The 26,927-nt window shown below is 43.9% G+C and carries 27 protein-coding genes and 1 pseudogene; 22 read left to right on the plus strand and 6 right to left on the minus strand.

The genetic code is table 11. The annotated features are described in order from the left end of the window. The first annotated feature begins 239 nt into the window (after positions 1-239). From IRQ95_RS05865 to IRQ95_RS05900, 8 genes are all read left to right on the plus strand, one after another. The gene (locus tag IRQ95_RS05865; RefSeq protein WP_075650274.1) at positions 240-1,040 is read left to right on the plus strand and encodes an ABC transporter ATP-binding protein; all 801 of its coding nucleotides are present in this window, start codon (positions 240-242) and stop codon (positions 1,038-1,040) included. After that, positions 1,040-2,992, plus strand: a complete 1,953-nt coding sequence (locus IRQ95_RS05870; RefSeq protein ID WP_194436068.1) for a long-chain fatty acid--CoA ligase — start codon at positions 1,040-1,042, stop codon at positions 2,990-2,992. Before IRQ95_RS05865 ends, IRQ95_RS05870 begins: the two co-directional genes overlap by 1 nt. Then, the gene (locus IRQ95_RS05875; RefSeq protein ID WP_194436069.1) at positions 2,992-3,885 is read left to right on the plus strand and encodes an ABC transporter permease subunit; all 894 of its coding nucleotides are present in this window, start codon (positions 2,992-2,994) and stop codon (positions 3,883-3,885) included. Before IRQ95_RS05870 ends, IRQ95_RS05875 begins: the two co-directional genes overlap by 1 nt. Before the next feature lie 11 nt (positions 3,886-3,896). Next, positions 3,897-4,964: a branched-chain amino acid ABC transporter permease gene (locus IRQ95_RS05880; RefSeq protein WP_075650280.1), complete on the plus strand. Its 1,068-nt coding sequence runs from the start codon at positions 3,897-3,899 to the stop codon at positions 4,962-4,964. Positions 4,965-5,067: 103 nt separating this feature from the next. Beyond that, positions 5,068-6,312 (plus strand): ABC transporter substrate-binding protein, encoded by a 1,245-nt coding sequence (locus IRQ95_RS05885; protein WP_194436070.1) that lies wholly within the window; start codon positions 5,068-5,070, stop codon positions 6,310-6,312. A gap of 57 nt (positions 6,313-6,369) precedes the next feature. Next, the gene (locus tag IRQ95_RS05890; protein WP_075650284.1) at positions 6,370-7,191 is read left to right on the plus strand and encodes an ABC transporter ATP-binding protein; all 822 of its coding nucleotides are present in this window, start codon (positions 6,370-6,372) and stop codon (positions 7,189-7,191) included. A 9-nt stretch (positions 7,192-7,200) separates the two neighbouring features. Further along, the gene (locus IRQ95_RS05895; RefSeq protein ID WP_194436071.1) at positions 7,201-8,403 is read left to right on the plus strand and encodes a phenylacetate--CoA ligase family protein; all 1,203 of its coding nucleotides are present in this window, start codon (positions 7,201-7,203) and stop codon (positions 8,401-8,403) included. A gap of 65 nt (positions 8,404-8,468) precedes the next feature. Further along, on the plus strand, positions 8,469-9,122 hold the full coding sequence (locus tag IRQ95_RS05900) for a methyltransferase domain-containing protein (RefSeq protein WP_228481307.1): 654 nt from the start codon (positions 8,469-8,471) through the stop codon (positions 9,120-9,122). Positions 9,123-9,146: 24 nt separating this feature from the next. Here IRQ95_RS05900 and IRQ95_RS05905 read toward each other — a convergent pair whose 3' ends face one another. Continuing rightward, positions 9,147-9,995 (minus strand): MurR/RpiR family transcriptional regulator, encoded by an 849-nt coding sequence (locus IRQ95_RS05905; protein ID WP_194436072.1) that lies wholly within the window; start codon positions 9,993-9,995, stop codon positions 9,147-9,149. 233 nt (positions 9,996-10,228) lie between these two features. On the opposite strand from IRQ95_RS05905, the gene murQ reads away from it, so the two are divergent. The 4 genes from murQ to IRQ95_RS05925 all read left to right on the plus strand — a co-directional run bounded on the left by murQ (position 10,229) and on the right by IRQ95_RS05925 (position 15,185). After that, entirely contained in the window at positions 10,229-11,131 is a 903-nt protein-coding gene (gene murQ / locus IRQ95_RS05910) for an N-acetylmuramic acid 6-phosphate etherase (protein WP_194436073.1), read from the plus strand. Between the two features lie 20 nt (positions 11,132-11,151). After that, positions 11,152-12,597 carry a PTS N-acetylmuramic acid transporter subunit IIBC gene (murP, locus tag IRQ95_RS05915; protein ID WP_194436074.1) on the plus strand — a complete coding sequence of 482 codons (1,446 nt, stop codon included), beginning with the start codon at positions 11,152-11,154 and terminating at the stop codon, positions 12,595-12,597. Positions 12,598-12,851: 254 nt separating this feature from the next. Further along, the gene (locus tag IRQ95_RS05920) at positions 12,852-14,282 is read left to right on the plus strand and encodes a sensor domain-containing diguanylate cyclase (RefSeq protein ID WP_194436075.1); all 1,431 of its coding nucleotides are present in this window, start codon (positions 12,852-12,854) and stop codon (positions 14,280-14,282) included. A gap of 111 nt (positions 14,283-14,393) precedes the next feature. Next, the gene (locus IRQ95_RS05925; RefSeq protein WP_194436143.1) at positions 14,394-15,185 is read left to right on the plus strand and encodes a CLCA_X family protein; all 792 of its coding nucleotides are present in this window, start codon (positions 14,394-14,396) and stop codon (positions 15,183-15,185) included. A 76-nt stretch (positions 15,186-15,261) separates the two neighbouring features. On the opposite strand, the gene IRQ95_RS05930 is transcribed toward IRQ95_RS05925, so the two are convergent. Beyond that, positions 15,262-16,236, minus strand: a complete 975-nt coding sequence (locus tag IRQ95_RS05930) for an integron integrase (RefSeq protein ID WP_194436076.1) — start codon at positions 16,234-16,236, stop codon at positions 15,262-15,264. Between the two features lie 806 nt (positions 16,237-17,042). On the opposite strand from IRQ95_RS05930, the gene IRQ95_RS05940 reads away from it, so the two are divergent. From IRQ95_RS05940 to IRQ95_RS05990, 9 genes are all read left to right on the plus strand, one after another. Further along, a complete protein-coding gene (locus tag IRQ95_RS05940) occupies positions 17,043-17,738 on the plus strand; it encodes a hypothetical protein (RefSeq protein ID WP_194436077.1) in 696 nt (231 codons plus the stop codon). A gap of 1,317 nt (positions 17,739-19,055) precedes the next feature. Further along, positions 19,056-19,328, plus strand: coding sequence for a hypothetical protein (locus tag IRQ95_RS05950; protein ID WP_194436078.1), 273 nt, complete (start codon positions 19,056-19,058; stop codon positions 19,326-19,328). Between the two features lie 163 nt (positions 19,329-19,491). Then, positions 19,492-19,875, plus strand: a complete 384-nt coding sequence (locus IRQ95_RS05955; protein WP_194436079.1) for a GFA family protein — start codon at positions 19,492-19,494, stop codon at positions 19,873-19,875. A gap of 165 nt (positions 19,876-20,040) precedes the next feature. Continuing rightward, complete coding sequence (locus IRQ95_RS05960) at positions 20,041-20,823, plus strand: hypothetical protein (protein ID WP_194436080.1); 783 nt, start codon at positions 20,041-20,043, stop codon at positions 20,821-20,823. A gap of 140 nt (positions 20,824-20,963) precedes the next feature. Continuing rightward, positions 20,964-21,857, plus strand: coding sequence for a hypothetical protein (locus IRQ95_RS05970; RefSeq protein WP_194436081.1), 894 nt, complete (start codon positions 20,964-20,966; stop codon positions 21,855-21,857). Between the two features lie 1,221 nt (positions 21,858-23,078). Beyond that, on the plus strand, positions 23,079-23,354 hold the full coding sequence (locus IRQ95_RS05975; protein ID WP_194436082.1) for a hypothetical protein: 276 nt from the start codon (positions 23,079-23,081) through the stop codon (positions 23,352-23,354). 231 nt (positions 23,355-23,585) lie between these two features. Then, positions 23,586-23,840 (plus strand): type II toxin-antitoxin system Phd/YefM family antitoxin, encoded by a 255-nt coding sequence (locus IRQ95_RS05980; RefSeq protein WP_194436083.1) that lies wholly within the window; start codon positions 23,586-23,588, stop codon positions 23,838-23,840. Further along, positions 23,833-24,102 carry a Txe/YoeB family addiction module toxin gene (locus tag IRQ95_RS05985; RefSeq protein ID WP_194436084.1) on the plus strand — a complete coding sequence of 90 codons (270 nt, stop codon included), beginning with the start codon at positions 23,833-23,835 and terminating at the stop codon, positions 24,100-24,102. Before IRQ95_RS05980 ends, IRQ95_RS05985 begins: the two co-directional genes overlap by 8 nt. 384 nt (positions 24,103-24,486) lie before the next feature. Beyond that, a complete protein-coding gene (locus IRQ95_RS05990; protein ID WP_194436085.1) occupies positions 24,487-24,813 on the plus strand; it encodes a hypothetical protein in 327 nt (108 codons plus the stop codon). A gap of 21 nt (positions 24,814-24,834) precedes the next feature. Here the strand turns inward: IRQ95_RS05990 and IRQ95_RS05995 are convergent. After that, positions 24,835-25,050, minus strand: a pseudogene (locus tag IRQ95_RS05995) (IS110 family transposase); the annotation flags it as partial. A gap of 98 nt (positions 25,051-25,148) precedes the next feature. Here IRQ95_RS05995 and ribD point away from each other — a divergent pair. Then, complete coding sequence (ribD, locus tag IRQ95_RS06000) at positions 25,149-25,574, plus strand: bifunctional diaminohydroxyphosphoribosylaminopyrimidine deaminase/5-amino-6-(5-phosphoribosylamino)uracil reductase RibD (protein WP_194436086.1); 426 nt, start codon at positions 25,149-25,151, stop codon at positions 25,572-25,574. A gap of 103 nt (positions 25,575-25,677) precedes the next feature. Here the strand turns inward: ribD and IRQ95_RS06005 are convergent, their stop codons facing one another. From IRQ95_RS06005 to IRQ95_RS22185, 3 genes are all read right to left on the minus strand, one after another. Further along, complete coding sequence (locus tag IRQ95_RS06005) at positions 25,678-25,995, minus strand: CcdB family protein (RefSeq protein ID WP_194436087.1); 318 nt, start codon at positions 25,993-25,995, stop codon at positions 25,678-25,680. Continuing rightward, positions 25,995-26,240, minus strand: coding sequence for a type II toxin-antitoxin system CcdA family antitoxin (locus IRQ95_RS06010; RefSeq protein ID WP_194436088.1), 246 nt, complete (start codon positions 26,238-26,240; stop codon positions 25,995-25,997). Before IRQ95_RS06010 ends, IRQ95_RS06005 begins: the two co-directional genes overlap by 1 nt. A gap of 113 nt (positions 26,241-26,353) precedes the next feature. Beyond that, positions 26,354-26,509: a hypothetical protein gene (locus tag IRQ95_RS22185; protein ID WP_228481316.1), complete on the minus strand. Its 156-nt coding sequence runs from the start codon at positions 26,507-26,509 to the stop codon at positions 26,354-26,356. Between the last annotated feature and the right edge of the window lie 418 nt (positions 26,510-26,927).

Here is a 26,927-nt window from a genome sequence, read left to right on the forward strand (position 1 = left end):
ACCTCTTATTAACTGTTAACATTTTATTTACCAAAAACTTGCGCTAGTTCAAATCTTTAATCAGGAACTGGTTTGCAACTTAACCATCGAGACACTATTCTGAATCTTAGTTGACGTTTACGTAAACTGAATTAACAAGTTGATGCATAGGTTTTAAAGCTGTTGCCGGTATCAAAGTTAAGTTTGATTTCAAATAGTGGTTATAGAAACGCACGAAACAAATGATAGGGAGATCAACTATGGTATCGGAGACACCTCTATTGCAGGTAAACGATATTTCATTGGCTTTTGGTGGGGTTAAAGCGCTGACCGATGTGAGCTTCCACGTGAATGAAAAGGAAATCTTTTCAATCATTGGGCCAAATGGCGCAGGCAAAACCTCAATGCTCAACTGCATTTCAGGGCGTTATACACCCAATAAAGGCTCAGTCGTTTTTTCTGGTAAAGATGTGACTAAGCGAACACCAAGCCAGCGAGCCCAACTCGGCATTGGGCGTACCTTCCAAAATCTTGCGCTGTTTTCTCATATGTCTGTGTTAGACAACATCATGGTCGGTCGTCATCACTTGCTTAAGAATAACTTTGTTACAGGTCCACTGTACTGGTTTTCCAATGCACAAAAAGAGGAGATGGCACACCGAAAATACGTAGAAGAAGTGATCGACTTTCTTGAAATTCAGCATATCCGCAAAGCAACAGCAGGCACGCTTTCCTATGGGTTGCGTAAACGAGTGGAATTGGCACGAGCCATCGCTCTCAAACCGAAATTGTTACTGCTTGATGAGCCAATGGCAGGCATGAACCTCGAAGAAAAAGAGGATATGGCGCGATTTATCATGGATCTCAATGAGGAGCTAGACATCACGATTATCATGATCGAACACGACATGGGGGTGGTGATGGATATCTCGAATCGTGTGTTAGTGCTGGATTTTGGTAAACACATCGCGATGGGTAATCCGGATCAGGTGATGGAAAACCCGCATGTGAAGAAAGCTTATCTAGGTGAAGAGATGCCAACATTAGAGGAGAGCGCGTAATGGTGCAGCAACGTAATGACTGGGCAGACATCGAGAACCTAGATACTTTCCCAAAAGTATTGCAGTTCAACGCTCAATTTTGGCCTAACGATGTCGCCATGCGCGAGAAAGAGTTCGGTATTTGGCGTGAGTTCACCTGGCTAGATTACCAAAATCGCGTTAAGTGGATGGCGCTGGCTTTACAAGAGTTAGGTATCGGTGAAACCGACGTCGTAGGTCTGTTAGGGGACAATCGACCTGAATGGGTATGGGGAGAATTAGCCGCTCACGCGATCAAAGCCTATTCGCTGGGGATCTACCAAGACTCGATGCATGAAGAAGTGGCGTACCTAATTAACTACGCGAAAGCCAAAGTGGTCATTGCCGAAGATGAAGAGCAATGTGACAAACTACTCGAATTAGGCGATGAGATTCCCAGTGTTGAGTTCATTGTTTATTGCGACCCTCGCGGCATGCGCAAGTATGATGATCCGCGCTTAATTGATGTTGAAAAGCTCTATCAGCAAGGTCAAGCAATCGATCAAGCTCATCCGGATAGATACACTCAGCTAGTCGCAGCTACCAAAGGCGACGATCTGTCGATTCTTTGTACCACCTCAGGGACGACGTCTAAACCGAAATTAGCGTTATTGCACAGCGGCACATTTCTCGACCATTGCGCGGCTTATCTGCGTGCTGATCCCCGTAGTCCGAGCGATAACTATGTTTCAGTACTGCCGTTACCTTGGATTATGGAACAAGTGTACGTGGTGGGTCAGGCGTTGGTGGCGCGTCAAATCGTAAATTTCGTCGAAGAGCAAGAGACCATGATGTCTGACTTGCGCGAAATCGGTCCTAGCTTTGTATTGTTAGCACCACGTGTATGGGAAAACATCGTCGCTGACGTGTCTGCACGCATGATGGATTCCACCCCATTTAAGCAGAAGATGTATAACTGGGGCATGAAGCTTGCCAATCAAGCCCTTGAACAAGGCAAACGTTCTAAATTGGCGGAGTTTATTTTGCTGCGTGCACTGCGTGACCGCTTAGGTTTTTCCAACTTAACATCGGCGGCCACCGGCGGAGCGGCAATGGGTCCCGATACCTTCCGCTATTTACAAGCGATTGGTGTGCCACTGAAACAACTCTATGGTCAGACCGAAATGTGCGGCGCTTACACGGTGCATCAATCGGATGATGTGGACTATGACTCGGTTGGTGTCGCCTTTGATAATGCCGAAGTGAAAGTGATTAACCCAGACAGTAACGGTGTGGGGGAAATCATTGCGAAAAGCAGCGGCATGTTCACCGGTTATCTCAACAACATGGCGGCGTTTGAAGAAGATGTACGCGATGGTTGGATGCACACCGGTGATGCGGGCTACTTTAAAGAATCAGGCCATTTGGTGGTTATTGATCGCCTGAAAGATATGTCTGAAACCAGCCATGGTGACCGTTATTCTCCGCAGTTTATTGAAAATAAACTCAAGTTCTCGCCTTTTATTGCTGAAGCGGTGGTGCTGGGTAAACAGCGCCCTTGGTTGTCAGCCATCATCTGTATTCGCTATGCCATTGTGGCTAAGTGGGCAGAACAAAAAGGTATCGCTTTTACCAACTATACCAACCTGTCTGCTCAGCCAGAGGTTTACCAGGCGATCCGCGAAGAAGTACTTAAGGTGAACGAGTCACTGCCTGATGCGCAAAAAATGAGTAAATTCATATTGTTATATAAAGAGTTAGATGCTGATGATGGTGAGCTAACTCGAACACGTAAAGTGCGCCGTGGTGTAGTAGCAGAGAAGTATGGCGACATTATCGAGACCATCTATAGCGATCAACCGAATGTCGATGTCGATACGGTGATCACTTATCAAGATGGCACTAAGACACGTATCAAAACTTCACTGGTAGTGGAAACATTGATCGAACACGAACCAGTTGCAGAGCAAAGCGAACAACGGAGGATCGCATAGTGAATACGGACTTATTATTACAGCTCGTCATTAATGGCGTGATAGTTGGCATGTTATACGGTGTGGTCGCCATGTGTTTTGTGTTGATTTATAAGTCAACGCAAGTGGTGAACTTTGCGCAAGGTGAGTTTCTACTGATTGGTGCATGGGTGTGTTGGGCCGCATTAGTGCACTTGCAGCTACCTTTCTTTCTCGGCTTCTTGCTCACCTTAGCGTTTATGACCGTATTTGGTATTGCGGTGCAAACCATTGTTTTACGGCCGTTAATTGGCGAGCCAATTATCTCGGTCATCATGGTCACCATCGGTTTGTCGATGTTCTTCCAAGCTTTGATGAAGTGGATCTTCGGCGTTTCAGCGGTTTCCTACCCGCAAGTATTTGAAACCAATGTGGTGAACATTGGCGGCCTGAACGTCGAGTTTGCTTACATCCTGAGTTTGATCTTCTCCGTGATCATCATGGGCGCTTTCTATTGGTTCTTTAAGTTCAGCAAGATGGGTTTGGCAATGCGCGCAACTGCGTTTAACCAGCAAGTTGCTCAAAGCCTTGGTATTTCAATTAAAAAGGTGTTTGCGATTAGTTGGGCGATTTCCGCCATGGTTTCAGCAACGGCAGGCATTGTTATCGGTATCGTTAACGGGGTATCAGACGCGCTGTCGATTATTGGCATTAAGGTGTTCCCTGCGGTGATTTTAGGAGGTTTAGATTCGGTGGTAGGGGCGATAGTTGGCGGTATTACTATCGGCTTATTGGAGAACCTCGCCGAGTTTGTTGATAGCCAATATCTGCAAGTGGGCAACCTATACAACATTGCACCATTTTATGTGCTGCTAATCATCCTTGCCTTCAAGCCATATGGTCTGTTTGGTACGAAAGACATCGAGCGTATTTAAGGAGAAACAATATGGCTCATGTAAGTATGCGTCCGTGTGGTGATTTTCGTACCACATACAAAAGTGATACCCCAATTTTTGAAACTAAAACCATCCGTTCACTCGCGGTGGCGGGTTTAATCGCGATGTTGGCTGCACCGCTGGTTTTAGATATCTACTTTTTAAACTTGTTTATTCAGATCGCTTACCTAGGGATCGCGGCACTAGGGCTTAACATTTTGGTTGGCTTTACCGGGCAGATTTCACTCGGTCATGGCGCGTTTTTTGGCTTTGGCGCATTTGCTTCAGCTTGGCTAAATAATCAGTTCAATATTCCTGTGGTGTTGGCGATTCCTCTGGCGGGTTATTTAACCATGATTGTCGGCATGCTATTTGGTTTGCCTGCCGCGCGAATCAAAGGGCTTTACCTAGCTATTGCGACTTTAGCTGCGCAGTTTATTTTGGAAGATTTCTTTGCTCGCGCAGAATGGTTTAGTGGCGGCTCTTATGGGGCGAGTGCCAATCCGGTCAATCTGTTTGGCTATGAGTTCTACAGTGATGAAAGCTTCTTCTATATCGCGCTGTTTGCGTTGGTATTCATGTATATGTGGGCAGCCAACCTGATCCGTTCTCGTGATGGTCGAGCCTTTGTCTCGGTGCGCGATCACTATCTGTCTGCCGAGATCATGGGCATCAATTTAACCAAGTATCGTCTGTTATCGTTTGGTATTTGTGCCTTTTATGCGGGTATTGGTGGTGCGCTGTATGGTCACTACTTAGGTTTTGTATCGGCAGAGGGCTTTACCATCATGATGTCGATACAGTTTCTCGCGATGATCATTATCGGTGGGTTGGGCTCAGTGAAAGGAACCCTAATGGGGACTATCTTTATCGTCCTCCTGCCAGAACTATTAGAGTTTAGTGTTGCTGGATTGTCGGTTTTTGGCACTTCAACCTCGTTTACTGACGGTCTGGCGTATATCAAAGAAATGGCTGTCGGACTGGTAATTATGCTGTTCCTTATTTTCGAACCTCAGGGTCTCGCGCATCGCTGGCAGCAGATTCGAGCATATTGGAAACATTATCCGTTCTCTTATTAATCAACATCAGAAAGCAGTTCACGTGTGATACCCAAACTTGGCGTGTTGGCCACGCCGAGTTTGGCATGTGCGTAAATAACCTAAATAACAAGGATTACGAGTTATGAACAAAGGATATCTAGCAACAACGTTGGTGCTATCTTCAACGCTATGTACGGCGACAGTACAAGCGCAAGATTCGGTATTTGTTGGACACTTGGTGGATTTTTCAGGTCCGACGGCTTACGTAAGCAAACCTTATGGTTCAGGGGTACGAGATGCGTTGAAATGGATCAATGCTAATGGCGGCATCGATGGCACAGAGCTTGAGTTTGAAACTGTTGATATGGCTTACAAAGTGCCAGTTGCCATTTCAAACTATAAGCGTTGGGTAGCGCGTAAAAACATGGTTGCGATGCAGGGTTGGGGCACTGCCGATACGGAGGCGCTGATCTCGTTCGTCACCAAAGACAAAGTGCCGGTATTCTCCGCCTCTTACTCGGGTCACTTAACCGATCCTACGGGTAAAAACCCAAAAACAGCCAAGCCTGCTCCTTACAACTTCTTCTACGGCGCTTCTTACTCCGATGCGTGTCGCGCCTTAGTTAAATGGGCCAAGGATGATTGGGATGCCAAAGGCAATAGCGGAGCGCCGAAGTTTACCCATATTGGTGATAACCACCCATTCCCGAATGCACCGAAAAAAGCTTGTGCTGAATACGCAGAAGAGTTGGGCTTTGAGGTTCAAAACCCAGTGGTGGTTTCCCTTAAACCAGGTGATTTTAAGGCGCAATGTCTATCGCTAAAAGAGTCGGGTACGAACTATGGTTACATTGCCAACTTAGGTGGCTCGGTGATTTCATTGGTTAAATCGTGTAATACCGTTGGCACTGACTTCCAATATATGGCGAATATTTGGGGCGGTGATAAACCTGTGATTGAGGCTGCCGGCGATGGACTGAAAGACTATGTCTTCCCGGGTATGACAGCATTCTGGGGTGATGACAGTGAAGGGATGAAGCTGGTGCAAGAGATTTCAGCTCAGTCGTCAAGCGATCCAGAACAGTTTAGAACCCACCACTATATTCGCGGGGTATGCTCGGCGTTTTACATGAAAGAAGCCATGGAGTGGGCAAAAGCGAACGGTGGCATCACCGGTGAAAACATTAAGAAAGGCATGTATGTGCGCGATAACTGGGTACCGCAAGGCTTAGAAGGCGTGTGTATTCCGGCTAATTGGCAGCAAGATGATCACCGTGGTACGACAACGGTCAATGTGTTTATGGGTAATAACCAAGGCGGTAAGGTCGATATCAATAAAGTTGCAGAGGTGACATTGTCACGCCGTGACGATTGGCTAGGTTACTAACGTTTAAGGATGATTGATTAGATGAGGGGTAACCCTCATCTTGCAAGGAGCAGCTTAATGAGTGAATTAGCAAAACAGCTAGAACCGGAAGAAATCCTGTTGTCTGTAAACAACATCGAAGTGGTGTATGACGAAGTGATTCTGGTTTTACGCGGCGTGAGCCTAGAAGTTCCCAAAGGAAAAATCGTAACTCTACTTGGCGCCAACGGGGCAGGTAAGTCCACGACCTTAAAAGCGATTTCAGGTTTGCTAAAAACTGAAGATGGTGAAGTTACCCGAGGTGAAATTACCTTTATGGGTGAGCGCATTGATACCAAAAGCCCTGAAGAGATTGTCCGCTCAGGGATCTTTCAGGTGATGGAGGGGCGTCGTATCGTTGAAGATATGACGGTTATCGAAAACTTGCGTTTAGGTGCTTACACCCGAACAGACAATGAAGTCGAGCAAGACATTGAAATGGTGTTTAACTATTTTCCGCGCCTAAAAGAGCGCACGGGGCTTGCCGGTTATCTCTCGGGTGGTGAGCAGCAGATGTTGGCAATTGGACGGGCATTAATGGCGCGCCCAAAAATGATATTGCTGGATGAGCCTTCAATGGGATTATCGCCGCTGCTGGTAAAAGAAGTCTTTGGCATCATTGATAAGATCAACAAAGAACATGGTATTACCATGCTGCTGGTGGAACAAAACGCTAACTTTGCCCTGCAGGCTGCGGATTATGGTTACATCATGGAGTCTGGCAAGATCGTGCTTGATGGATCTAAACACGCGCTACTTAACAATGAAGACGTTAAAGAGTTTTATCTTGGCGGTGGTGAAGGTGAGCGCAAAAGTTTTAAAAACCTCAAGTCTTATAAACGTCGTAAGCGTTGGCTATAAGGAGCGGTGATGAACGATCAATTTGATGATAAAGAGTCTAAGGATGCAGTGCAAAGAGAGCGCGATTTGTTTGCAAGGCTGCCTAGTGTAATTGAGTCAGCAATCCAACAAAGCGCACATTATGGCGCTTTGTATTCCCATGTCGACTCTAGCGAGGTTATCGACCGCCAAACATTAGCAACGCTGCCAATTACGCGCAAATTCCATCTGCCCATGCAGCAAAAGCAACATCCGCCTTGTGGTGGCATTAATGCGGTTGCACTCGGGCAACTTGCCCGCGTGTTTCAATCACCAGGGCCGCTCTATGAAGGGCAAAGCCACGAGCAAGACTTTTGGCGCACTGGGCGGGCGTTTTATGCCGCTGGGTTCCGTGCAGGAGAGTTAGTCCACAACAGCTTTTCTTATCATTTCTCGCCGGGTGGCTTTATTATGGATGGCGGCGCTCGTGCTTGTGGCTGTGCGGTTTTCCCTGCAGGTGTTGGCAATACCGAAGCGCAACTTGAAGCGATTCACCAATTGCAACCAAGTGGCTATACCGGCACGCCTTCCTACCTTGCCAACTTACTTGAGCAATATCAGTGCACTTATCAAGTGCCGATATCAATAACCAAAGCACTTGTCTCTGGCGAAGCCGTTACTGCAGATATGCAAGCCTTGTTTGAACAGCACGGCGTCAGCGTCGCCCAAGCCTACGCAAGTGCCGAACTTGGTTTGATTGCTTATCAAGTCGCTGGAGAAAAGGGGCTGGTTGTGGCGGAAGACATCATTGTCGAGATTGTTGACCCAGATGGTAATCCAGTTGAAATAGGTGAGGTGGGTGAAGTGCTCGTTACGTCGTTTGATGAGAAATTCCCTCTGATTCGTTACGCTACTGGCGACTTATCCGCGCAGGTCGATCAGGATGCGAGCTTACTTCATACCAATATGCGCCTCAAAGGCTGGATGGGGCGAGCAGACTCCGCCATCAAAGTGAAAGGGCTGTTTATTTATCCGCATCAGGTACAAGAGATATGTCGCCGACATGCTGTAAGAGGCTCTTTGTTGATTGATAGCGATGGATTGAAAGACACCATTACGTTTTATTGCCATGACAATCACGTTTCTGCCGAAGATATCCAAGCGACGTTAAAATCCGTCACCAAACTAAAAGGCGATGTCATCTTTGTCCCTAATGAGCAAGAGGTGCCGTCATTGATTGAAGATCGGCGTTAACTAGCACGTCAATTGCTGACTCAAAGAAGTAGCAAAAAGGATAGCAAGAGGGATAGAAGCAATAAATGTCTATCCCTTTCGTTTTAAGTGAAGGGTTAAATATGGATAAGTCAGCAGCACCACAAATTGACGCCCAGTTTTGGGATGAGCTATTTACCACGGGCAACATGCCGTGGGATAACAAGCAGTCGCCCAACGAGCTATTAGAGTTTCTTGGAAAATATCCTCTGCCTGCACTAACGCAATCAAGCTCTCGAGTATTTATTCCAGGTTGCGGCGCCGCTTATGAAGTGAAGGCTTTTACTCGCTATGGTTGTGATGTCACTGCGATGGACTATAGTGAACAAGCGGTCGCAGTGGCAAAAGATCAACTCGGCGAGTTGGGTAAATCGGTAGTACTTGGGGATGTGTTTAAAGCCGACTTCGCGCAACCTTTCGATGTGATTTATGAGCGAGCATTTCTCGCCGCACTACCGAGAGAGTATTGGAATGACTATTTCGCCATGCTTGATAGGTTACTGCCAAGTGGCGGCTTAATTATCGGTTATTTTGTTATCAGCGATGAATACCGCTCTCGCTTCCCGCCATTTTGTTTGAAAACCAACGAACTAGCCCAAGCGCTGGGTTCCAAATTTGAATTGATAACCTCATCACCAGTGGACGACAGTGTTGCGGTATTCGCAGGGAAAGAGCAGTGGATGATCTGGCAGAAAAAATAATCGCTATTGGCGCAAAATCTATTGCTAACTTAACTGCCTAATATGGGAGGCGATATCATGCAACATCTCTTGTCCGGAGTCCCCTCTAAGCTTCACTAGGCTAATAAACAGTGCATCGGTTACCACGTTTTGTGCGGTGCGAGCGCTCATCGATGAGGCTCGGTGCTGAGATTCATCTGCGATGGTATCTAAATTGAAATCGGCAAGATCGCGCAGTTCACTCGGTGTGGGAGCGGTCAGTGCGATAACTGTCGCGCCGCGCTCGGTTGCCGCTTCTGCGGCGGCGTTGATCTCTTTGGTATGTCCCGAAAATGAAATCACAATCTGTACGTCATTCTCTGTCAGTGTTCTGGCAATGCCTATTTGTACATGGCTATCAAATTCGCTAATTACGGCGATACCAAGTTTGAGTAGCTTATATGCGAGATCTTTACCCGAAAGAGCGGAGCCACCCATCCCGACAATCTGCACTCTATGGGCTTGATTAACTAAGCTCACTACTTGATCGAACGGGCTATTTAATAAAGCATTGCTGGTTTGAAAGATCGCTTCCGATTTGGCTTTAACCAATTTTTGAATGATGGTTGATGTGGAGTCATTGGTATCAATATTGGTATGCAGTGGCGCGTGTTGTATTGCACTTTTTCGACTCAGTTCTTCAATCAGCGCACGCTTAAATTGGCTAAACCCACTGTAGCCAAGTCGTTGCGTGAATTTAACGATACTAGATTGCCCCACATCGATCTGCGCCGCTAATGCTTGGCTGGTTAGTGCGACGGCGTCATTTGGGTTGGCAATGATCCAATCTGCAATCCTTTTGCCACTCGCAGATAACTTGTTGCGTGTAATGAGAATTTTGTGGGTGATGGACATCACATTTTCCTTCATTTGTTACAATCAAATATTCCGTTTTGAGACGGATTATTCAGAAAAAATCGCCGTATAAGCCAAGTTCCACAAGGCACTTAGACTATCTCAGACTTGGAGGGGTAAATTATTCCATAAAAACTTGCATTCGGAATAAAAAATCCTGTGACTGCAATCACTAATTATCGACTTTGAAAGCAATATTATCGCTGCAAATCACAGTTAATCTGAGTAAAGAAATGAAATTAGAGATAGACCACTTGGTGACGGAAACGCGCAATAGTCACAGCCAGAACATTGATCAGCTATCGACGTTTGAGATGCTGAAAGTGATTAACGCAGAAGATAAAACAGTCGCGTTGGCTGTTGAACAAACCTTGGGCGAAGTGACGCAAGTTGTCGATGAAATTACCAAAGCGTTTGCCAATGGCGGTCGCCTTATTTACATGGGCGCGGGGACATCGGGACGACTCGGTATTTTAGATGCCAGTGAATGTCCGCCAACCTATGGTACGCCAGCAGAGCAAGTTGTTGGGCTGATTGCAGGCGGACATACCGCGATTTTTAAAGCGGTGGAGAATGCCGAAGACTCACCACAATTAGCGATTGAAGATCTGCAAAATATTGGATTTAGCAACAAAGATGTGTTGGTGGGTATCGCTGCCAGTGGCCGTACGCCTTATGTGATCGGCGGAATGGAATACGCCAAGCAGCAGGGCGCTTTTGTTGCTTGCATCGTGTGTAACCCAGTTTGTCCAATGATTGATGCTGCCGATGTCGCGATTACGCCTATCGTTGGCCCTGAGGTCGTCACCGGTTCATCAAGAATGAAAGCGGGTACTGCACAAAAGCTGGTGCTTAACATGTTGACTACCGGCGCGATGATCCGCTCAGGTAAGGTATTTGGCAATCTTATGGTTGATGTTGAAGCCACTAATGCGAAGTTGATTCAACGCCAAACCAATATTGTGGTTGAGGCGACAGGATGCAGTGAAGCAGCGGCAGAACGGGCGCTTGAGGCATGCGGACGTCACTGTAAGACAGCAATTCTTATGTTGCTTGCTGATTTAACCGCGGATGAAGCCGCGAACTTATTGCGCGATAAGCAAGGCTTTATTCGTGCGGCACTTAATGCAGAGTAGTTGTAGCTAAGGAAATCATTATGGCTAAGATAAATATTGATACCATGAAGGAGATCCTCGTCGCGGTCGGAGGAGGAGGCAACATCGTCAAAGCGGGCAACTGTATGACCCGCCTGCGTCTAACTCTCGCAGACTTCGGCAAGGTGGATAAAAGCACGCTAAATGCGATGGCAGCGGTTATGGGTGTGGTTGAATCCGATGAGCAACTGCAGATCATCGTTGGCCCAGGTAAAGCGCAGCAAGCATCGGAGATGATGAACGAGTTGCTAGGTGGTGGGTGGGACAGCGCGCCTGCACAAAGCACGCAAGATCTGGCTTCGATCGCTAAACAGCAGAAATCTCAAGTTAAGAGCAAGCAAACAAGCGCAGTACAACGCTTTCTCAGTAAGTTCGCCACCATTTTTACGCCGTTAATTCCAGGCTTTATCGCGGCTGGTCTTCTTTTAGGTGTGGCAACACTGATTGAACAAACCATGATTGTTGGTCAGGATGCGAGCTCATTTGTAATTAGCCTTGTGGCGTACATGAAAATCTTCGGCAAGGGGTTGTTTGCCTTCCTGAGCATTTTGATTGGTTACAACGCCCAGCAAGCGTTTGGTGGTTCGGGAGTCAACGGTGCGATTCTCGCGTCCTTGTTTGTACTTGGCTATAACCCTGAAGCGACATCCGGTATCTACTCGGGGATGAGTGACTTCTTTGGCTTTACAATTGACCCGCGTGGCAACATTATTGGTGTGCTACTTGCGGCAATTATTGGTGCCAAAGTTGAACGTTTGGTTCGCCAGTTTATGCCTGATGACCTTGATATGATCCTTACTTCAGTGGTGACTTTACTGATCATGGGTGCGGTGACGTTTATTGTTATTATGCCTGTTGGCGGCGTGTTGTTTAAAGGTATGTCTTGGCTCTTCTTGAACCTCAATGACAACCCATTGGGCGCAGCAATACTGGCGGGTCTGTTCTTAATTTCCGTTGTATTTGGTATCCACCAAGGGTTCGTGCCAGTTTACTTCGCGTTAATGGAAGCTCAAGGTTTCAACTCACTATTCCCAATTTTGGCGATGGCTGGCGCGGGTCAAGTAGGTGCTTCATTAGCTCTTTACTGGAAATCTGACAAAGCATCAGTGCTGCGTACACAAATTCGCGGTGCGATCATTCCTGGGATTTTGGGTATCGGTGAGCCGCTGATTTATGGTGTAACCCTGCCACGTGTAAAACCGTTTGTTACTGCATGTATTGGTGGCGCGGCTGGTGGTTTCTTTATCGGTTTAGTCTCGTTCTTAGGTCTTCCAGTTGGTCTAAACACTGTCTTTGGCCCTTCTGGTATCGTGGCGATTCCTCTGATGACTTCAAACGAGGGCATCTTCGTCGGTATGGCGGTATTTGTCGGCGGATTGTTGATTTCTTACGTTGCGGGCTTCTTTGCGACCTTACTTTTCGGCACCAAAGACATTGATTTAAGTTAATGTCAGCGAGAACGTATGTGGCAATGCCACATACGTTTTTATTTGAGTAATCTGCCTCATCGCACTTTTCAGAAAGCAATACTGTAAAATAATTTGACTTGTTTTTAACTCTCTTCAAAATTAAACGTAGAAGCTGATAATTAATGCTTTAAGCATCTTTCTCGGCTAAATGAACAGACTTGTTTGAGTCGAACGGAAAGATGAACACAAGTTATTAAGTTTGCTCTCGGTTAAATGGATTTTAAGAGGTAGGGATGAGCGTTAAGCGGGCGTTTTTTGATGAACATGTGGTAAACACGATAAGGATGGCATTACTAATCATTATTGTGTTCTCGATGTTGAGTTTTGCGCATTACCACATGAATTTGAAAGTCTTCCGGCAAAACACCACAGAGACTACCTTACAAAGAACCACCAACTACATCTCTAGAACACTGCAAGACGTTAACGAAACCTATGCCTATTCGAGCCAGACTTTAGCAGAATTATATCGCTATAAAATTCAACAAGGGTACGTTGTTGATGAAATATTGGCCGATCTCAAACAAAAAGCTCAATCCTTGTCAGTTAAAACCATTGGTTTGGTCGATGTTCGTAATCAGTTGTACTTCGATAGCTATGGCCGTGTACTTTCTCTTGATATCACGTCTGAACGCGACATCTGGGTACAAAAGTTTCTCGATATGCCCCAAGACTCCCGCTATCAATTCTATGACCCAGATAGCCAAGAATATGAGATGTTATACTCGTTTTATTATGACTACAAAATCAAAGCCGATGATGGTGAGGTGATTGGCATTCTTGGCGTTGGCATCGATTACACCGAGTATTACCGTCGTGTGCAGGGGCTAGATGACAATATTGACGTTGCATTTCTTACTCCAAAAGGGGAATTGAGACTGCCGGAATCTTTAAAAGGAGAATCGGTTTTTACGCGTTTCCCATATTTGGATAAGAGTCTGCTATTGACGGCAGAGAAGCAAGATCAGATCTTTTGGGAACATCGAAACGGAGAGAACTTCTTATTATATTTCCGTTACTTGGAAGATATTAACCGAATTCTAGCCCTTAAGATGGACTTTACCGACTACTATAACCAATCTAAAAAAGAACACTTCTATTCATTCTTACTGGGCTTAGTGCTCACGTTTGTCGTTGTCATTGTGAATCTTTGGATCAGTTTGTATCAAGGTGGCAAGCTTAAGCATACGGCGTTTTACGATTCACTGACTCGATGCCGAAACCGACACTATTTAGAAAATAGCATCATCAAAAGCAGCTATTGGCAACAGATTAGGCACAGTCAGTTTTCCATGATCTTATTTGACATCGATTACTTTAAGCTTATCAACGATACCTCGGGCCATTTGGAAGGAGACCGAGTTCTACAGCAAGTCGCCCAAATCGTAAGAGGCTGTCTACGCGACAGTGATGAATTTATTCGCTGGGGGGGCGATGAGTTTATTGTTCTACTGGATATGGACGCTCAAAATGCATTGAAGGTTGCCGACAGAATAAGAATGGCAGTAGATAAACAAACCGTCATTTCTCTGTCTCTTGGCATTACCAATATTGCAGAAGCAGATAGCTTTAAAACGGTCATGGACAGAGCGGATTCGGCCTTATATGACGCTAAGGAAAGCGGGCGTAATCAAGTTAAAGCGCATTGGTTGTTTGATGAATAGTCCTTTACTGAAGAGTAATTCACAGAAGAGTAGTTATTGAATAGTGAGTTTGATTCTAGCGTTTCTATCTGTACTATTAGCCGATTATCCGTTCTCAAGCCAAGGGCTACTTTGCAGTTAACAAGCTTTAAATACAAATCACGCCAAGGTCCTGATTATCGCCATGGTGAACAAGTGTCGTTTATTGATATTAAACAGACATTTGGCATTGGCGGTATTCGTATTGGCAAGTGGGTAAACTCGGAAGAGAAAGACCTAGCGGCGAACTTGATCTTCGATTCGTTGGCGGATTTGGCTTACATACTGGCACTGCCGCCCCATGCAATAGGGCTTCGTGGTAACTTAAATTTGGCGTTTGGTACTGGAGGTCGTAAAGGCGTTCAAGCGCACTATGCACCCAATCAGCGCGAGTTAGCGTTGGCCAAAAATGCTGGCGCAGGGGCGCTCGCCCATGAGTTTTGGCATGCGTTTGACCACTATATTGCCGAAAAAGCCTTCGATATTGGCGATAGATCTGGTCCGCAACGCACCATTTTGTTTGCCAGTGACTGCTGGCTGAAAAACAAAGCGCATTTCCCTCACCCGTTGAATGAAAAGCTACTCACAATTTTTGATAAAACGTTGCTGAGCGAAGATGGAAAAGAGCGCCACGACTATGTTTCACGCAGTGTGAAAGCCGATCTTACTATGGGCTCGAACTATTTTTCGACTCCGACGGAGATGATGGCGCGCGCTTTTGAAGCTGCGGTAGAATCTTGTTCCGGCATCACGAATAGCTACTTAGTGTCAGGCACGACAGCCACTGAAACACTCCATGTCTTTCCAGACCTGCACCATCGACAGACTATTTATGAAGCACTGCAGGCCTATTTTAAACCGCTCGGTGAGGCGTTAAGTCGATAGTAAACGACTCAACGAGCGTCTTAAACTTTGCGTATTGAGCGTTAGTTACGTGCAAGCGGTGGATCGATTTCATTCATTACTGAATGAATATTTTCGATAATGGACTGACAACACCATTCGCACCTCGATCAATTATGTGAGTATAGATTTGCGTGGTTTTTAAGTCCGCATGCCCAAGTTGTTCCTGAACAGTTCTAATATCAGCACCACTTAAAAGAAGGTGCGTCGCAAATGAGTGCCTTAAAGTATGACACGATATATTCTTTTCAATCTTGGCTTTTAGCCCCGCTAATTTGATGTGTTTTTGTAGCGCGGTTGGGTGGATATGATGCCTACGTAGCTCGCCAGTTTGTAAATCCGGAGACAAACGGCTAGAAGGAAAAAGAAATTGCCAATTGAGGCTTCGCTCTGCGTTTGAATACTTTCTCGCTAGAGCCTCAGGTATATATACACCAGAAAAAGCTTCGTCATTTAAATCTTGCTGATAGTAACTGGCCGATCTCAATTGCTGCTGTTTGATTGCAGGGAAAAGCTCTGGGGCTAGGGTAACTATGCGGTTTTTACCTCCTTTACTTTTCCATATTCGTATAGATTTATACTCATAGTCGATGTCTTGTATACGTAAGCAAACACATTCCATTAAACGCAGACCAGAACCATACATCAATTGATAATGTAGTTTGTATTGGGGTGAGCAATGACGAAGTAGTCGCTCAATCTCTTCTGGAGTCATCACTGTGGGCAGTTTTCTCGACTTGTCTGAGCGACGGAACTGCATATCAATATCTATAGGTTCTTGAATGATGTCTTTGTATAAAAAGACGAGAGCATTGAGCGCTAAGCTTTGGGTTTTCTGGGCAGACTTTTTGTTAACGACTAAGTGCGTTAGGAAATCTTCAACGTGTCTCGAATTTAAGCTTTTTGGGTGCTTTTTATCATGGTAAAGAATGTATTGATGAATCCAGTAGATATAGGCTTCGACTGTTCTAAGTGCGTAGTGCCGAGCCAACATATACTCTTTTATAAACGATAGAAATGGTGATTTTTTCATTTTTGCTACCACTGTTTATATATACATGAGATGGAGTTTGGCACATCAATTCATGCTATATAGAAAAAGTCTGTATTTTGGGATTAGGGTAAAGTGTTTCACTGCTTAAGTTACTGTTATTTTGCATAAAAACGGGGTATGGTTTATCTCATAAAAGTACTAGGCAGAATAATTCTGTATTTAATTATAGAATTTTTCGGTCTAAGAACTGTTAGGCTATTGAGGAGAATTTGAGCTTGAAAACAGTTTGCGTAGCTCTAAGTATGTTGCTTATTTCATCGCCTGTATATGCAGCAGTCTTTCCTGATTTTCAGGGGCATTATGAGCGGTATAACAATGATCAATTGGATACTGACACTGCCTTTATTGACTTGACTAAGGTGGGTTCGAACACATACGAACTATCTGGTACATCAGTTTGGGTAGGTGACTCTTCTTCTGGCCTTGTAAATTTTGGAGAAATCGACGGAGTTGTAACGTTAAAAGGTAATCAAATAGACTATGACGTTGACGGCTGTACTCTCCAAGTTTTGTTAGATCAAGATACCCTCGTAGTTAGCAAAGACAACGGTTGTGGCGGGCTAAATGTCACCTTCAATGGGACGTACGTGAGAATCTCAGAGGGTCAATAGCCTAACAAACTGTTCAAGAGGGATTCGCAACGCGTGGCATTTTCACTATGCGTTGGTTTTAGTGTTTAAGGCGGTATGCGGCGGCTCGTGTATTGCGTTGCTCACCCCTTAACAGGGCGTTAGATGTGAGATTTAGAGTGTCAGCTCACGTACCAAGATTGAAAGATAAATATTATGAAAGTGGAAAAATACTATATTGATCGTAAGTTTGAAACTATCTTTAGAGATAGTATCTATTTCACCAAAGCAGCCTTTGAAGCCCTTGAAACAGAAAATTATGATGATGAAGCTCACTTATCAAGAGCCGCTATTCTTAACCTTTCTATCCTTCCAGAAGTTGTAGCCAACTGTTTATTAGAAACACTTAGCCTCCCCAAGAGTTTATTTAAGGAGGTGGACAAGTTTTCGCCCATTAGTAAGTTTGAATTTTTCCTGTGGGAGAAAAAGAAGATAAAACTCGACCGCGGCTTACAAGAAATACAAAACATTCAAGAATTACAGTCGATCAGAAATTTTATGGTCCATCCCAAGTCAAAAAAAGCTGAATGGGTACCGTTGGGTGGATCTGCACGAATGGCTGATCTAGGGAGAACGAAGCTTTTAGAGATCCCTTACAGTAGTGATGAGTGGCAAGGTGATGACCCGGTCATTGTTATGCGCGTCGTTATGGCATTTTTTGACCATATCTTTAGAGTTTTGTGCGACTTTGGCCCTGGTGAGGTGCAGCATTTATTGTTTAATAATGGTGAGTATATCGAAGGGCACAGAGCAGGGTATTTTGTTCTCAGCGAATGGGAGACGATTCAGGAAAAATGGGCTCTTAGAATGGGTTTTTTAGGTATTGAATGCTCCTCTGAGAAAAACATCTAACAAACTGTTTAAGAGGGATTCGCAACGCGTGGCATTTATCCTATGCGTTGAGTTTAGTGATTAAAGTGGTGTGCGGTAGCTTCGGTATTGCGTTGCTCACCCCTTAACAGGGCGTTATGTTTTAATGGAATTTCAATGGCTTAAATGCCTCTGAGTCGTTCTTTTCCCCTTTGGCTATTCGTTGGGAGTAGACTCAGCAAATCACCATTATCGCTCAGTTCTTAAATCTCTCAGCCCGTAAAACATGCCAAAGTTCGTGGGTTGCTTCATTCGAGTTTTAGGGTGGTTTGCTCGCCTTGTTTCTCTGGCTCAAAGTCGCTTTGGGCATATTTCTCAATCAGCCAATAACCTTGGCAGTTGAGTCGGCAAATCGCCATTGTTCTGCGCTGCTTGTGCTAAGAAAGGGCACTTGTTGAGGCTTAACCGAGTTGCCTCATTATCAGGGAAGTGGACTTACTCGTTTCTGCTTTAGTGCATCTGGCGGTCAAGTGAGTTTGAGCTTGTGATTTAGTTCAGAAATCTAGTTTTGCATCTCAGTTCTTTGCCAAGTAAATCAACGAATTGTGCTAAAACATAACAAAGCATTTAAGACGGATTCTCAACGCTTGGCGATTTCAGCCTAGGTCAGCTTCAGTGCTAAATGTGGCAAGGTTTAGGCTTGGGTGGTCGCGTTGCTCACCACTTAATGCGGCGTTATGTTTTAATGTAATTTCAATGGCTTAAATGCCTTTGAGTCGTTCTTTGCCCCTTTGGCTATTCGTTGGGAGTAGACTCAGCAAATCACTATTATCGATCCATTCTTAAATCCCTTAACCCGTAAAACATGCCAAGGTTCGCGGGTTGCTTCATTCGAGTTTTCGAGTGGTTTGGTCGTCTTGTTTCTCTGGCTCAAAGTCGCTTCGGGCGTATTTCTCAATCAGCCAATAACCTTGGCAGTTGAGTCGGCAAATTGTCATTGTTCTGCGCTGCTGTTGCTAAGAAAGGGCGCTTGTTGGAGCTTGGTCGAGTTGCCTCATTATCAGGGAAGTGGACTTACTTGTTTTTGGTTTGGCGCATCTGCCGGTCAAGTGAGTTCGAGCTTGTGACTTGGTTCAGAAATCTAGGTCTGCATCCCAGTTCTTTGCCAAGTAAATCAACGAATTGTGCTAAAACATAACAAAGCATTTAAGACGGATTCTCAACGCTTGGCAATTTCAGCCTAGGTCAGCTTCAGTGCTAAATGTGGCAAGGTTTAAGGTTGGGTGGTCGCGTTGTTCACCACTTAATGCGGCGTTATGTCACCGAAAGTAATATTGTCTTAATTTATAGGAAGTTAATATGTGTAACATTGATAATGAGTCCGATAGTACCTCTAAAGCTACAGAAAATAATAATAGTGAAACAGATGTAATGGCTGATGTTCCCAGATTTCTTGACGAGATTGTAAGAAGGGAAGCGATTAAAAAACTAGCTCGAGAAACAGGACTATCAAAAAATAAGATTGGTAAATTTTATGATCATTGTAAAAAGCGTGGAGCAAAAGACGTAGAACAATGTGTTCGAAATCGAGCTAAAGCTTTTCTAGCTAAGAAGAAAAAATTGAGGAAGTAGTGACATAACAAACAATTTAAGAGGGATTCCCAACGCTTGGCATTTTGGTTCTACTTCCAATTTAGTGTTTATGGCACAATGCTTTAGGTTTGGGAGGTAGCGTTGCTCACCCCTTAATTGGGCGTTATAACACTTTCCGGAGTGTCAGCATGGAGGCAATAATATGGACATAAAAAGAGTACACAATGCAAAATGTCATTGTGGTGCAGTTGAATTGGAACTAACGATGCCAAATGGGCTAGAAGACCCTCGTCGTTGCTCTTGTTCTATGTGTAGGATGCGGGGAGCAATTGCTGCATCTGTCTTGCTTGAAAACCTCAAAATTGTAAAAGGTGAAGATAACTTGACCCTTTATCAATTTAATACCATGACGGCGAAGCACTACTTTTGTAAAACTTGCGGCATATACACTCATCACCAAAGGCGCTCGAATCCACATCAATTCGCAATTAATGTTGCGTGTCTTGAAGGTGTTAATCCTTATGATTTGGAGCCGGTCAAAATTTACGATGGTATTCATCACCCAAAAGACAGTATTAACTTGTAAGCGCAAACATTGAGGCGTGTTATAACAAGGCGTTTAAGACGGACTCCCAACGTATGGCGTTTTAGGCTTACTTCGGTTTAAGTGTTTATGTCACAATGGTTTAGGTAGGGTGGTAGCGTTGCTCGCCACTTAACGCAGCGTTAGCCCATTTTAGAGGAAAATTTGATGTCCTATGTAGGTCGGTCTGAAGGGAATATACTTTCGCATTGTTGGTTTTATGAATCAGCAAGACGCTCGATTCTAAATGAAGAGTTAGGAGAAATATGTGGTGGTATCACTGTCTTAACTTTAACGGCATTCATGGTTGAGAGTTACCTCAATTACTGTTGTGAGAGTATTTTTGATGTACAGACAAGGGTCAATGAAGTATTAGACGATTGCGGTAACGAAGTTTTCGAAACAGTTGATAAACTCCCGAAGGAATTAGACTTCGAAGCACGAGTTGCTATTGGCTACGGTTTCAAAGGGCAATTTGATGAGTTAGTTTCAAACTTAAGCGAAAAATTGCACGGTTATAAAAAGGCTAAGTTTGAAAAGTTGCTAGGAGATGAGTTAAGCAACAAGGTTACTTTTAATAACCTTGATGACGAGTTGCGTTTTTCTCCAATTGCGAAGTTTGACGCAATAAGCAGAGTCATCTATGCAGATGAAGCATTGAGGTTAGAACATTTTGAAATAGTAAAAAATTTATTCAAGTCCAGAAATTTGCTTGCGCATGGTAAGTCAGAGTTCTGCACTCAAGAGTTCAGAATAAGTAGTGACGAACCTCTTGAGCCTAAACATATCCCTGTATTGAAAGCTTCTTGGCAAGAACAATGTTCTCTTAGCAATGCCAAAGAATTCCATGAGTTATGTTGTGGAATTATCCACTACATAAGTAAGCAAGCTTTTGACAATTCAAGACCTTTCAATATGCCTTGCCAACTTACTGCAGTTACAATGGGCTAACAAACTGTTCAAGAGGGATTCGCAACGCGTGGCATTTTTACTATGCGTTGCGTTTAGTGTTTAAGGTGGTATGCGGTGGCTTTTGTATTGCGTTGCTCACACCTTAACAGGGCGTTATAAATTTATCGGAGTTAGCGACAGTGGCATCAAGAAACTTAAAATTGGCTGTTTCCAATGGGAGAGGGATTGAGAAAATCATCTATTTTGAAGGCTTAGAGCATGAGATGATTATTCACCCTACAATTCACGGGGAACCTATTTTAACAAGCCAAGCTTTTTATTATCTAAAGAACCTTGATTCAGTCGCACTTCTTAAGTTCGACATATCAGCTCCTCAGTTGTCGGATGATCAAGTAGAGTACCTCATAGATAACTACTTATTCGAGTATAGTACTATCAATCTAACCTCTCGTATGACCACGAAGATAAGTGAGATGGTGTTTTGGAAAGATGATTATAACGAGATATATCATCACTATGACCAAGCCAACACTGGCGCCCTTATTTTAGATCAAGGGAATGATCCAACGGTAATAAGTGTTGAACCTATCGACGAAAATGTTGGGTTGAGCGATTGGTGCATACCTAAGAACTATACTGCCCCAATTATCGAAGACTACGTTGACCAGATGCATGAGTTATTGTTTAAAAAAGTCATGATCCAAGTAATGCCAAATGAGCATCGAGATGGCTACTTTGGCAAGAAGCGTATATTTGAGTTAGGTGAAGGGCTACTAGATTTGCACCAAGCCGAACGCCTTGATTGGCTGAGAAATCTTGACAAAAATGCTGACTATCACACTTTATCTAGCTCTTATGGTAGCGAACTAGATGTGGATATACCTATAGAAAAAGTAACTTGTACCAAGCTGTATAATCCGCTGCTTCTATCGTATTACTTTTCGGGTTTGAATGATAAAAGCCATTGGGTAGTTTTGTTGGTTATTACAATGTTCTTGAGTACTATTTTGAAGAAGCACCGACATTACTTAACATCAATGCTCGAGTTGAAAGAGATCAACTTAAAGCCGTAGTTCAGTACCTTGTTTGTGAAGCTGATATAAAAGCATATATAGCAAATCTACCCGAAGCAGAAGTCGCTGAGTTATCGAAAGATATTACAACGTCTTCAAGTGTTGTGATTGATGCTTTAAAAGTGAATAGCAGCGATTTAACCGCTGAACTGACTAGGTGGCTCTACGAATTGCGCTGTGCGATAGTCCACTCCAAAAAAACTAGGAGAGGGAAAAATGTCGCAATCTTTGAACCTTACTCAAAAGAAGCGAATCGGGTCAAAGTAGCCTTACCAATAGTTAGATGGTTAGCCATTCATTGCATAAGAAAAGATTACACGTTGGGCAATGGTAGACAAAATTTATAACACATATGAGCCTTCTGCCTGTCAATAGACAATAACATCCTGTTGGCTGCGTGAGCAGCCAACGCTCCTCGAACAACAAAGTTATCTACTTCGCTTTGTCATTTCGGTCATTAAGCATTGCTTACGACAAACACATATTGAGGATCTCTTATTGCGGTCTCGCCGCTGCCTATGACTTGTCATAGGGTCACTAGACACATATCGGTTAACCCCAGCAGGCGCTATTCAAAAAAATGGTTAAACAGTTGTTTTCCAGTTATCTTCAGGCTCAGCCGAGGTGTAAGCAACTTTGCTGTTCGTTGTTATGGATGCGCACCAATGAAGCGGCTAATCAAAGCAAGCGGGCTTGGACTACCTGACACAACCGACCTTTTCGGGCTTAAATCCCAGTAAATTTGAGTCAGTGACGTGTTCTCACTCAGCACCAGTTAGACTTTCAGCTCACTTCACTGTGCGACTTATTGGGGTAAAAATCGTTTCTCATCAAACACCGTTTTGTTCCTCAGTATGAATAAGCGCGCATGTAGATCAATGCCACAGTAATAGTTATGCTGGTTGTTATAGAATCTCATAGAGTCTTCTCCATTTTGGGTTTCGTCGCCTTCCAGCTTAGTCGAGAGGCTAAGTTGGAGGAGAAGGCTCAATGAGTATCAAGACGACCAAGAACGATTCCCCACGCTTGGCATTTTTAGTATGCGTTTAGTATAGTGATTTCGGGGCTTACGACGGGTTTTGTGAAAGCGTGGCTCACGTCTTAACTAATCTTTATATGCTTTGATGCTTATTCTGGTCTGGTTCGCACGTTAACTCTTCTTTTCTGTAACTCCCTCAATTGTGGTAGAGAATTTTCGTCGATATGCAGGGAGCACTGGAAATGGGTAATTGGAAAAGCAAGAGATTACATCGTTGGGCACAAACTCGTAAAAAAGGGCGTAGGCATTACGTTTTGAAGACGACCTTAATTGCGGGAGGCTCTGTCTTAGTCGGTAAAACAATTGGTTTTATGCTATTTGATAAAGTGCGGACGTGGGCTGAATTTTGGATTGATTTCAGCTTATCGGCGGTAGTGTTGCTAGCTCTTGGGTTGTTTTTAGGTCTGGTTACTTGGGCCGTTGCTGAAAAATTGTATGAACGAGAGACGAACAAATAAAAACGCACATAACACATATAGAAGATCTCTTATTGCGGTCTCTCCGCTGCCTATGACTTGTCATAGGGTCAGACTAGGCGTCGCCCTAAACATTCATCGGTTAACCTCAGCCGGCGCAATTCAAAAAAATGGTTAAACAGTTGTTTTATCAACATGTCATGTTCAATTTACTGTACAAGTAGAGTAGTGGAGACTATACTTGTTCCATTTAATGTACATGTGGAGATTCTTATGAGAATCGTATCTTTTACTGAAGCTAGAAATGGTCTCAAAGCTGTTTTAGACGGTGTAGTTAATGATGCTGATACAACAGTTATTACACGCCGTGATTCTGAAGATGCAGTGGTTATGTCTTTAGACTACTACAATAGCCTTATGGAGACAGTTCACTTACTACGCTCTCCTCAAAACGCTGAACACCTAAATCGTTCGATTGCACAGTACCGTGCTGGTAAAACAACAGCACGAGAGTTAGTTGATGAGTAGTAGTCAACGTTTACTGTCGTGGACTGATGATGCTTGGGATGACTATCTGTATTGGCAAACTCAAAACAAGAAAACACTCAAACGCATCAATAAGCTCATCAATGATGTTAAACGCTCTCCATTTGAGGGCATCGGTAAACCAGAGCCGTTAAAAGAGAACTTATCTGGTTTTTGGTCTCGCCGTATTGATGACACTAATAGGCTTATTTACGCAGTCGATGATCAAGCGATAACGATAATTTCGTGTCGTTACCACTACTAAATTAGCCTTAGAGATCTGGCATCTAACACATATGAGCCTTCTGCCTGTCAATAGGCAATAGCACCTTGTTGGCTGCGTGAGCAGTCAATGCTCTTCGAACATCAAAGTTATCTACTTCGCTTTGTCATTTTGGTCATTAAGCATTGCTTAGGGCAAACACCTATTGAGGATCTCTTATTGCGGTCTCTCCGCTGCCAACCATTATTGGTTGGGTCAGGCTAGGCGTCCCCCTAAACATTCATCGGTTAACCCCTGAAGGTGCTATTCAAAAAATGGTTAAACAGTTGTTTTCCAATTATGTTCTCACTCGGCAGCAGTTTATGGGTTAACCCTGAATACAGAATTATACTCTATGGTGAAAAATGGAATTTATTGGAGGTCTGTATGAGCATCAAAGAGTGTGATTGGAAAGTCTTTTGCGAGATTAAAAATGAAGCTATTCAGCTGTATTGCGCAAGACAACTAAATGAAATTATTGAAACTATCACTGACGAATCGCAACCGGCAGGGGAAAGGTTTCACTTCATGTGCCGATATTCCAAAACATCTGAAAAGCAAATGAAATTTATCTTTGATGGTCATTCTCGGAATAAGGCATTTATTCAGCTCATGCTAATGTGTGAAGAAAACCTAGTTGCAGAAGCGCAGTACGAACGCCTATCGGATGAGTTAAAAAAGGAAATGATGGCGTTGTTAGAAAGACGGGCATAACACATGAATCTTCCCGCTGTCATTATTCCCAAGTTTGCGCCATGTTCTCGCCCAATAATGTGCACCACCACACGCTTCGACACCTATTCGCATATGTGGCATATTTGCTATTGTAGTCAGCAATTTAGAGCGAGTGACTGATTTATGAAGTAAAACTTTGCCGTGCTGGTCAACAGCATGAATGCTGAAGTGGTTTTTAGCTAAATCAATCCCGCAAAAATAAGAGTAGTCAGACATGGTGCCTCCGGTGCAAATGTGTACCACTTAAGTGTGGCAGTTTCTGGGGAGGGGGAATCCATGTCATTCGTTATATGCCAATGAAAGGAATACGAAAAATGTCAGAGAAATATATGCTTAGAGCCTTAGAAATTTCTAAGAATGCATTACCCGCTTGTATTCCAAATCCTCCTGTTGGTTGTGTTCTTGTCAAAAATGGTGAAGTGGTGGCCGAAGGGTTTACACAATCAATAGGTGGCAACCATGCTGAAGTTCAGGCTCTTGAATCCTATTCTGCGTCAAAAGAAGGTGTGACCGCATATGTAACATTGGAACCTTGTTCCTTTGTTGGTCGGACTCCTGCTTGTGCAAACACCTTAGTTGAATCGGGAGTACGGCATGTCGTTGTAGCTATGCTGGATCCAGATTCACGGAACAGTGGAAAGGGTATCGAAATCCTAAGGCAGGCGGGTGTCTCTGTACAAGTTGGTTTATGTGCAGAGCAAGTCAGTGCATTCTTGGAACCATACTTAGGTCAATCGTAAAGGCATATATCAAACTGCTCGAGGCGGACTATCAACGCTCGGTGATTTTGGTTCTAGTCAGTTTAAGTATCGTGTTATGCGTTGCTAGCCACTTAGCAGGGCGTCATATGCCAGTAATCAAAAAGTCGATAGCAGCAATAATTTCGTTTCTAAACGTGCTTAGATCGTTGACTGGGGTCGTAAGGATTTTAGTTGGTACACTAGCCATTTGTTGAGTAAGAATCACAAAGTCACCTTCATCAATATGGATCGTAGGGCATAGGTGGCTAGGGGCTTTTTTCTCTAACAGCTCGATAGGAGTTAAGGGAACTACCAAGCGAGTATTCAGTGAATCTAGCAACTCGCTTTGGACATCAACAAAATATGGGTAAGCGCTTGCGGTGTTTTTATCGTTGTTTTTATAAAGCGTAAATTGTGACATTAGAATACTCGGTATGAATCGGAAAATAGTCCGTGTTTTGCCGTTAGATCGTTACAAGCTTCAATAGCTTCGGCATTTTGTTCTAACCATTCGGCTTTCAATTGTTGTTTTACTTCCTTTTCCAAAGCCTTTTCCATTGTTGCTGATAGGTTGATGTTTAGGCGCTTAGCTTCGGCAAGTAACTCACTGTTAAGGCTAAGGTTTGTGGCCTTTTTAGGTGCATGTTTGCTATATGTGTTTCTCATAAAGAAATCCTATGCGTATTAATGGTGCGCATTGAGTGTAGGTGAAATCTAGGCATATAACAAATTGTTCAAAAGTGATTCGGCACGCGTGGCATTTTTACTATGCGTTAGTTTTAGTGGTTAAGGTGGTATGCAGAGGCTTTGGTATTACGTGCCTTACATATATGGTCTCCCATGCTTTGCAAGTCAGCATCATGTTGGTCAACAGCATGAATGCTGAAGTGGTTTTTAGCTAAATCAATCCCGCAGAAATAAGAGTAATCAGACATGGTGCCTCCGGTGCAAATGTGTACCACTTAAGTGTGGCAGTTCCTCGGGTAGGGGAATCCATGCCATTCGTTATAACTACTTGGCAGCATGATCTCCCTCGAAATATATTCTTACAGCTTTGCAAGTGAAGGTCACTATAGCTAGTTTGTTCTTTATACAGTCATAAGTTAGGAACACACATGTTCAAGTGCCCAAACTGCTCAGCGCCCTTGACCGTATGGGATAAACTCAATTTCACCCCTGATAAACCAGTGATTTGTAAAAAATGCTCGCAAAAGTTATTACCGTTTAGAGTGTATTATTTTGGAACATTTTTTGTTCTGACTTTTGGCACGTCCTCTTTAATAAACTATCTCGAATTCAATGCGTTAAGTGCATCAGGGATAGCATTGACGTGTAGCTTCTTCCTATATATAT

This window comes from Vibrio fluminensis (genome assembly GCF_015278125.1).
GTDB classification, from domain to species: domain Bacteria; phylum Pseudomonadota; class Gammaproteobacteria; order Enterobacterales; family Vibrionaceae; genus Vibrio; species Vibrio fluminensis.

What these genes read in the sequence shown, in the direction of transcription:
- IRQ95_RS05865 (WP_075650274.1), top strand. Translation starts at nt 240, where the DNA reads ATGGTATCGGAGACACCTCTATTGCAGGTAAACGATATTTCATTGGCT.
- IRQ95_RS05870 (WP_194436068.1), top strand. Translation starts at nt 1,040, where the DNA reads ATGGTGCAGCAACGTAATGACTGGGCAGACATCGAGAACCTAGATACT.
- IRQ95_RS05880 (WP_075650280.1), top strand. Translation starts at nt 3,897, where the DNA reads ATGGCTCATGTAAGTATGCGTCCGTGTGGTGATTTTCGTACCACATAC.
- IRQ95_RS05885 (WP_194436070.1), top strand. Translation starts at nt 5,068, where the DNA reads ATGAACAAAGGATATCTAGCAACAACGTTGGTGCTATCTTCAACGCTA.
- IRQ95_RS05890 (WP_075650284.1), top strand. Translation starts at nt 6,370, where the DNA reads ATGAGTGAATTAGCAAAACAGCTAGAACCGGAAGAAATCCTGTTGTCT.
- IRQ95_RS05895 (WP_194436071.1), top strand. Translation starts at nt 7,201, where the DNA reads ATGAACGATCAATTTGATGATAAAGAGTCTAAGGATGCAGTGCAAAGA.
- IRQ95_RS05900 (WP_228481307.1), top strand. Translation starts at nt 8,469, where the DNA reads ATGTCTATCCCTTTCGTTTTAAGTGAAGGGTTAAATATGGATAAGTCA.
- IRQ95_RS05905 (WP_194436072.1), bottom strand. Translation starts at nt 9,995, where the DNA reads ATGTCCATCACCCACAAAATTCTCATTACACGCAACAAGTTATCTGCG.
- murQ (WP_194436073.1), top strand. Translation starts at nt 10,229, where the DNA reads ATGAAATTAGAGATAGACCACTTGGTGACGGAAACGCGCAATAGTCAC.
- murP (WP_194436074.1), top strand. Translation starts at nt 11,152, where the DNA reads ATGGCTAAGATAAATATTGATACCATGAAGGAGATCCTCGTCGCGGTC.
- IRQ95_RS05920 (WP_194436075.1), top strand. Translation starts at nt 12,852, where the DNA reads ATGAGCGTTAAGCGGGCGTTTTTTGATGAACATGTGGTAAACACGATA.
- IRQ95_RS05930 (WP_194436076.1), bottom strand. Translation starts at nt 16,236, where the DNA reads ATGAAAAAATCACCATTTCTATCGTTTATAAAAGAGTATATGTTGGCT.
- IRQ95_RS05940 (WP_194436077.1), top strand. Translation starts at nt 17,043, where the DNA reads ATGAAAGTGGAAAAATACTATATTGATCGTAAGTTTGAAACTATCTTT.
- IRQ95_RS05950 (WP_194436078.1), top strand. Translation starts at nt 19,056, where the DNA reads ATGTGTAACATTGATAATGAGTCCGATAGTACCTCTAAAGCTACAGAA.
- IRQ95_RS05955 (WP_194436079.1), top strand. Translation starts at nt 19,492, where the DNA reads ATGGACATAAAAAGAGTACACAATGCAAAATGTCATTGTGGTGCAGTT.
- IRQ95_RS05960 (WP_194436080.1), top strand. Translation starts at nt 20,041, where the DNA reads ATGTCCTATGTAGGTCGGTCTGAAGGGAATATACTTTCGCATTGTTGG.
- IRQ95_RS05975 (WP_194436082.1), top strand. Translation starts at nt 23,079, where the DNA reads ATGGGTAATTGGAAAAGCAAGAGATTACATCGTTGGGCACAAACTCGT.
- IRQ95_RS05980 (WP_194436083.1), top strand. Translation starts at nt 23,586, where the DNA reads ATGAGAATCGTATCTTTTACTGAAGCTAGAAATGGTCTCAAAGCTGTT.
- IRQ95_RS05985 (WP_194436084.1), top strand. Translation starts at nt 23,833, where the DNA reads ATGAGTAGTAGTCAACGTTTACTGTCGTGGACTGATGATGCTTGGGAT.
- IRQ95_RS05990 (WP_194436085.1), top strand. Translation starts at nt 24,487, where the DNA reads ATGAGCATCAAAGAGTGTGATTGGAAAGTCTTTTGCGAGATTAAAAAT.
- ribD (WP_194436086.1), top strand. Translation starts at nt 25,149, where the DNA reads ATGTCAGAGAAATATATGCTTAGAGCCTTAGAAATTTCTAAGAATGCA.
- IRQ95_RS06005 (WP_194436087.1), bottom strand. Translation starts at nt 25,995, where the DNA reads ATGTCACAATTTACGCTTTATAAAAACAACGATAAAAACACCGCAAGC.
- IRQ95_RS06010 (WP_194436088.1), bottom strand. Translation starts at nt 26,240, where the DNA reads ATGAGAAACACATATAGCAAACATGCACCTAAAAAGGCCACAAACCTT.
- IRQ95_RS22185 (WP_228481316.1), bottom strand. Translation starts at nt 26,509, where the DNA reads ATGTCTGATTACTCTTATTTCTGCGGGATTGATTTAGCTAAAAACCAC.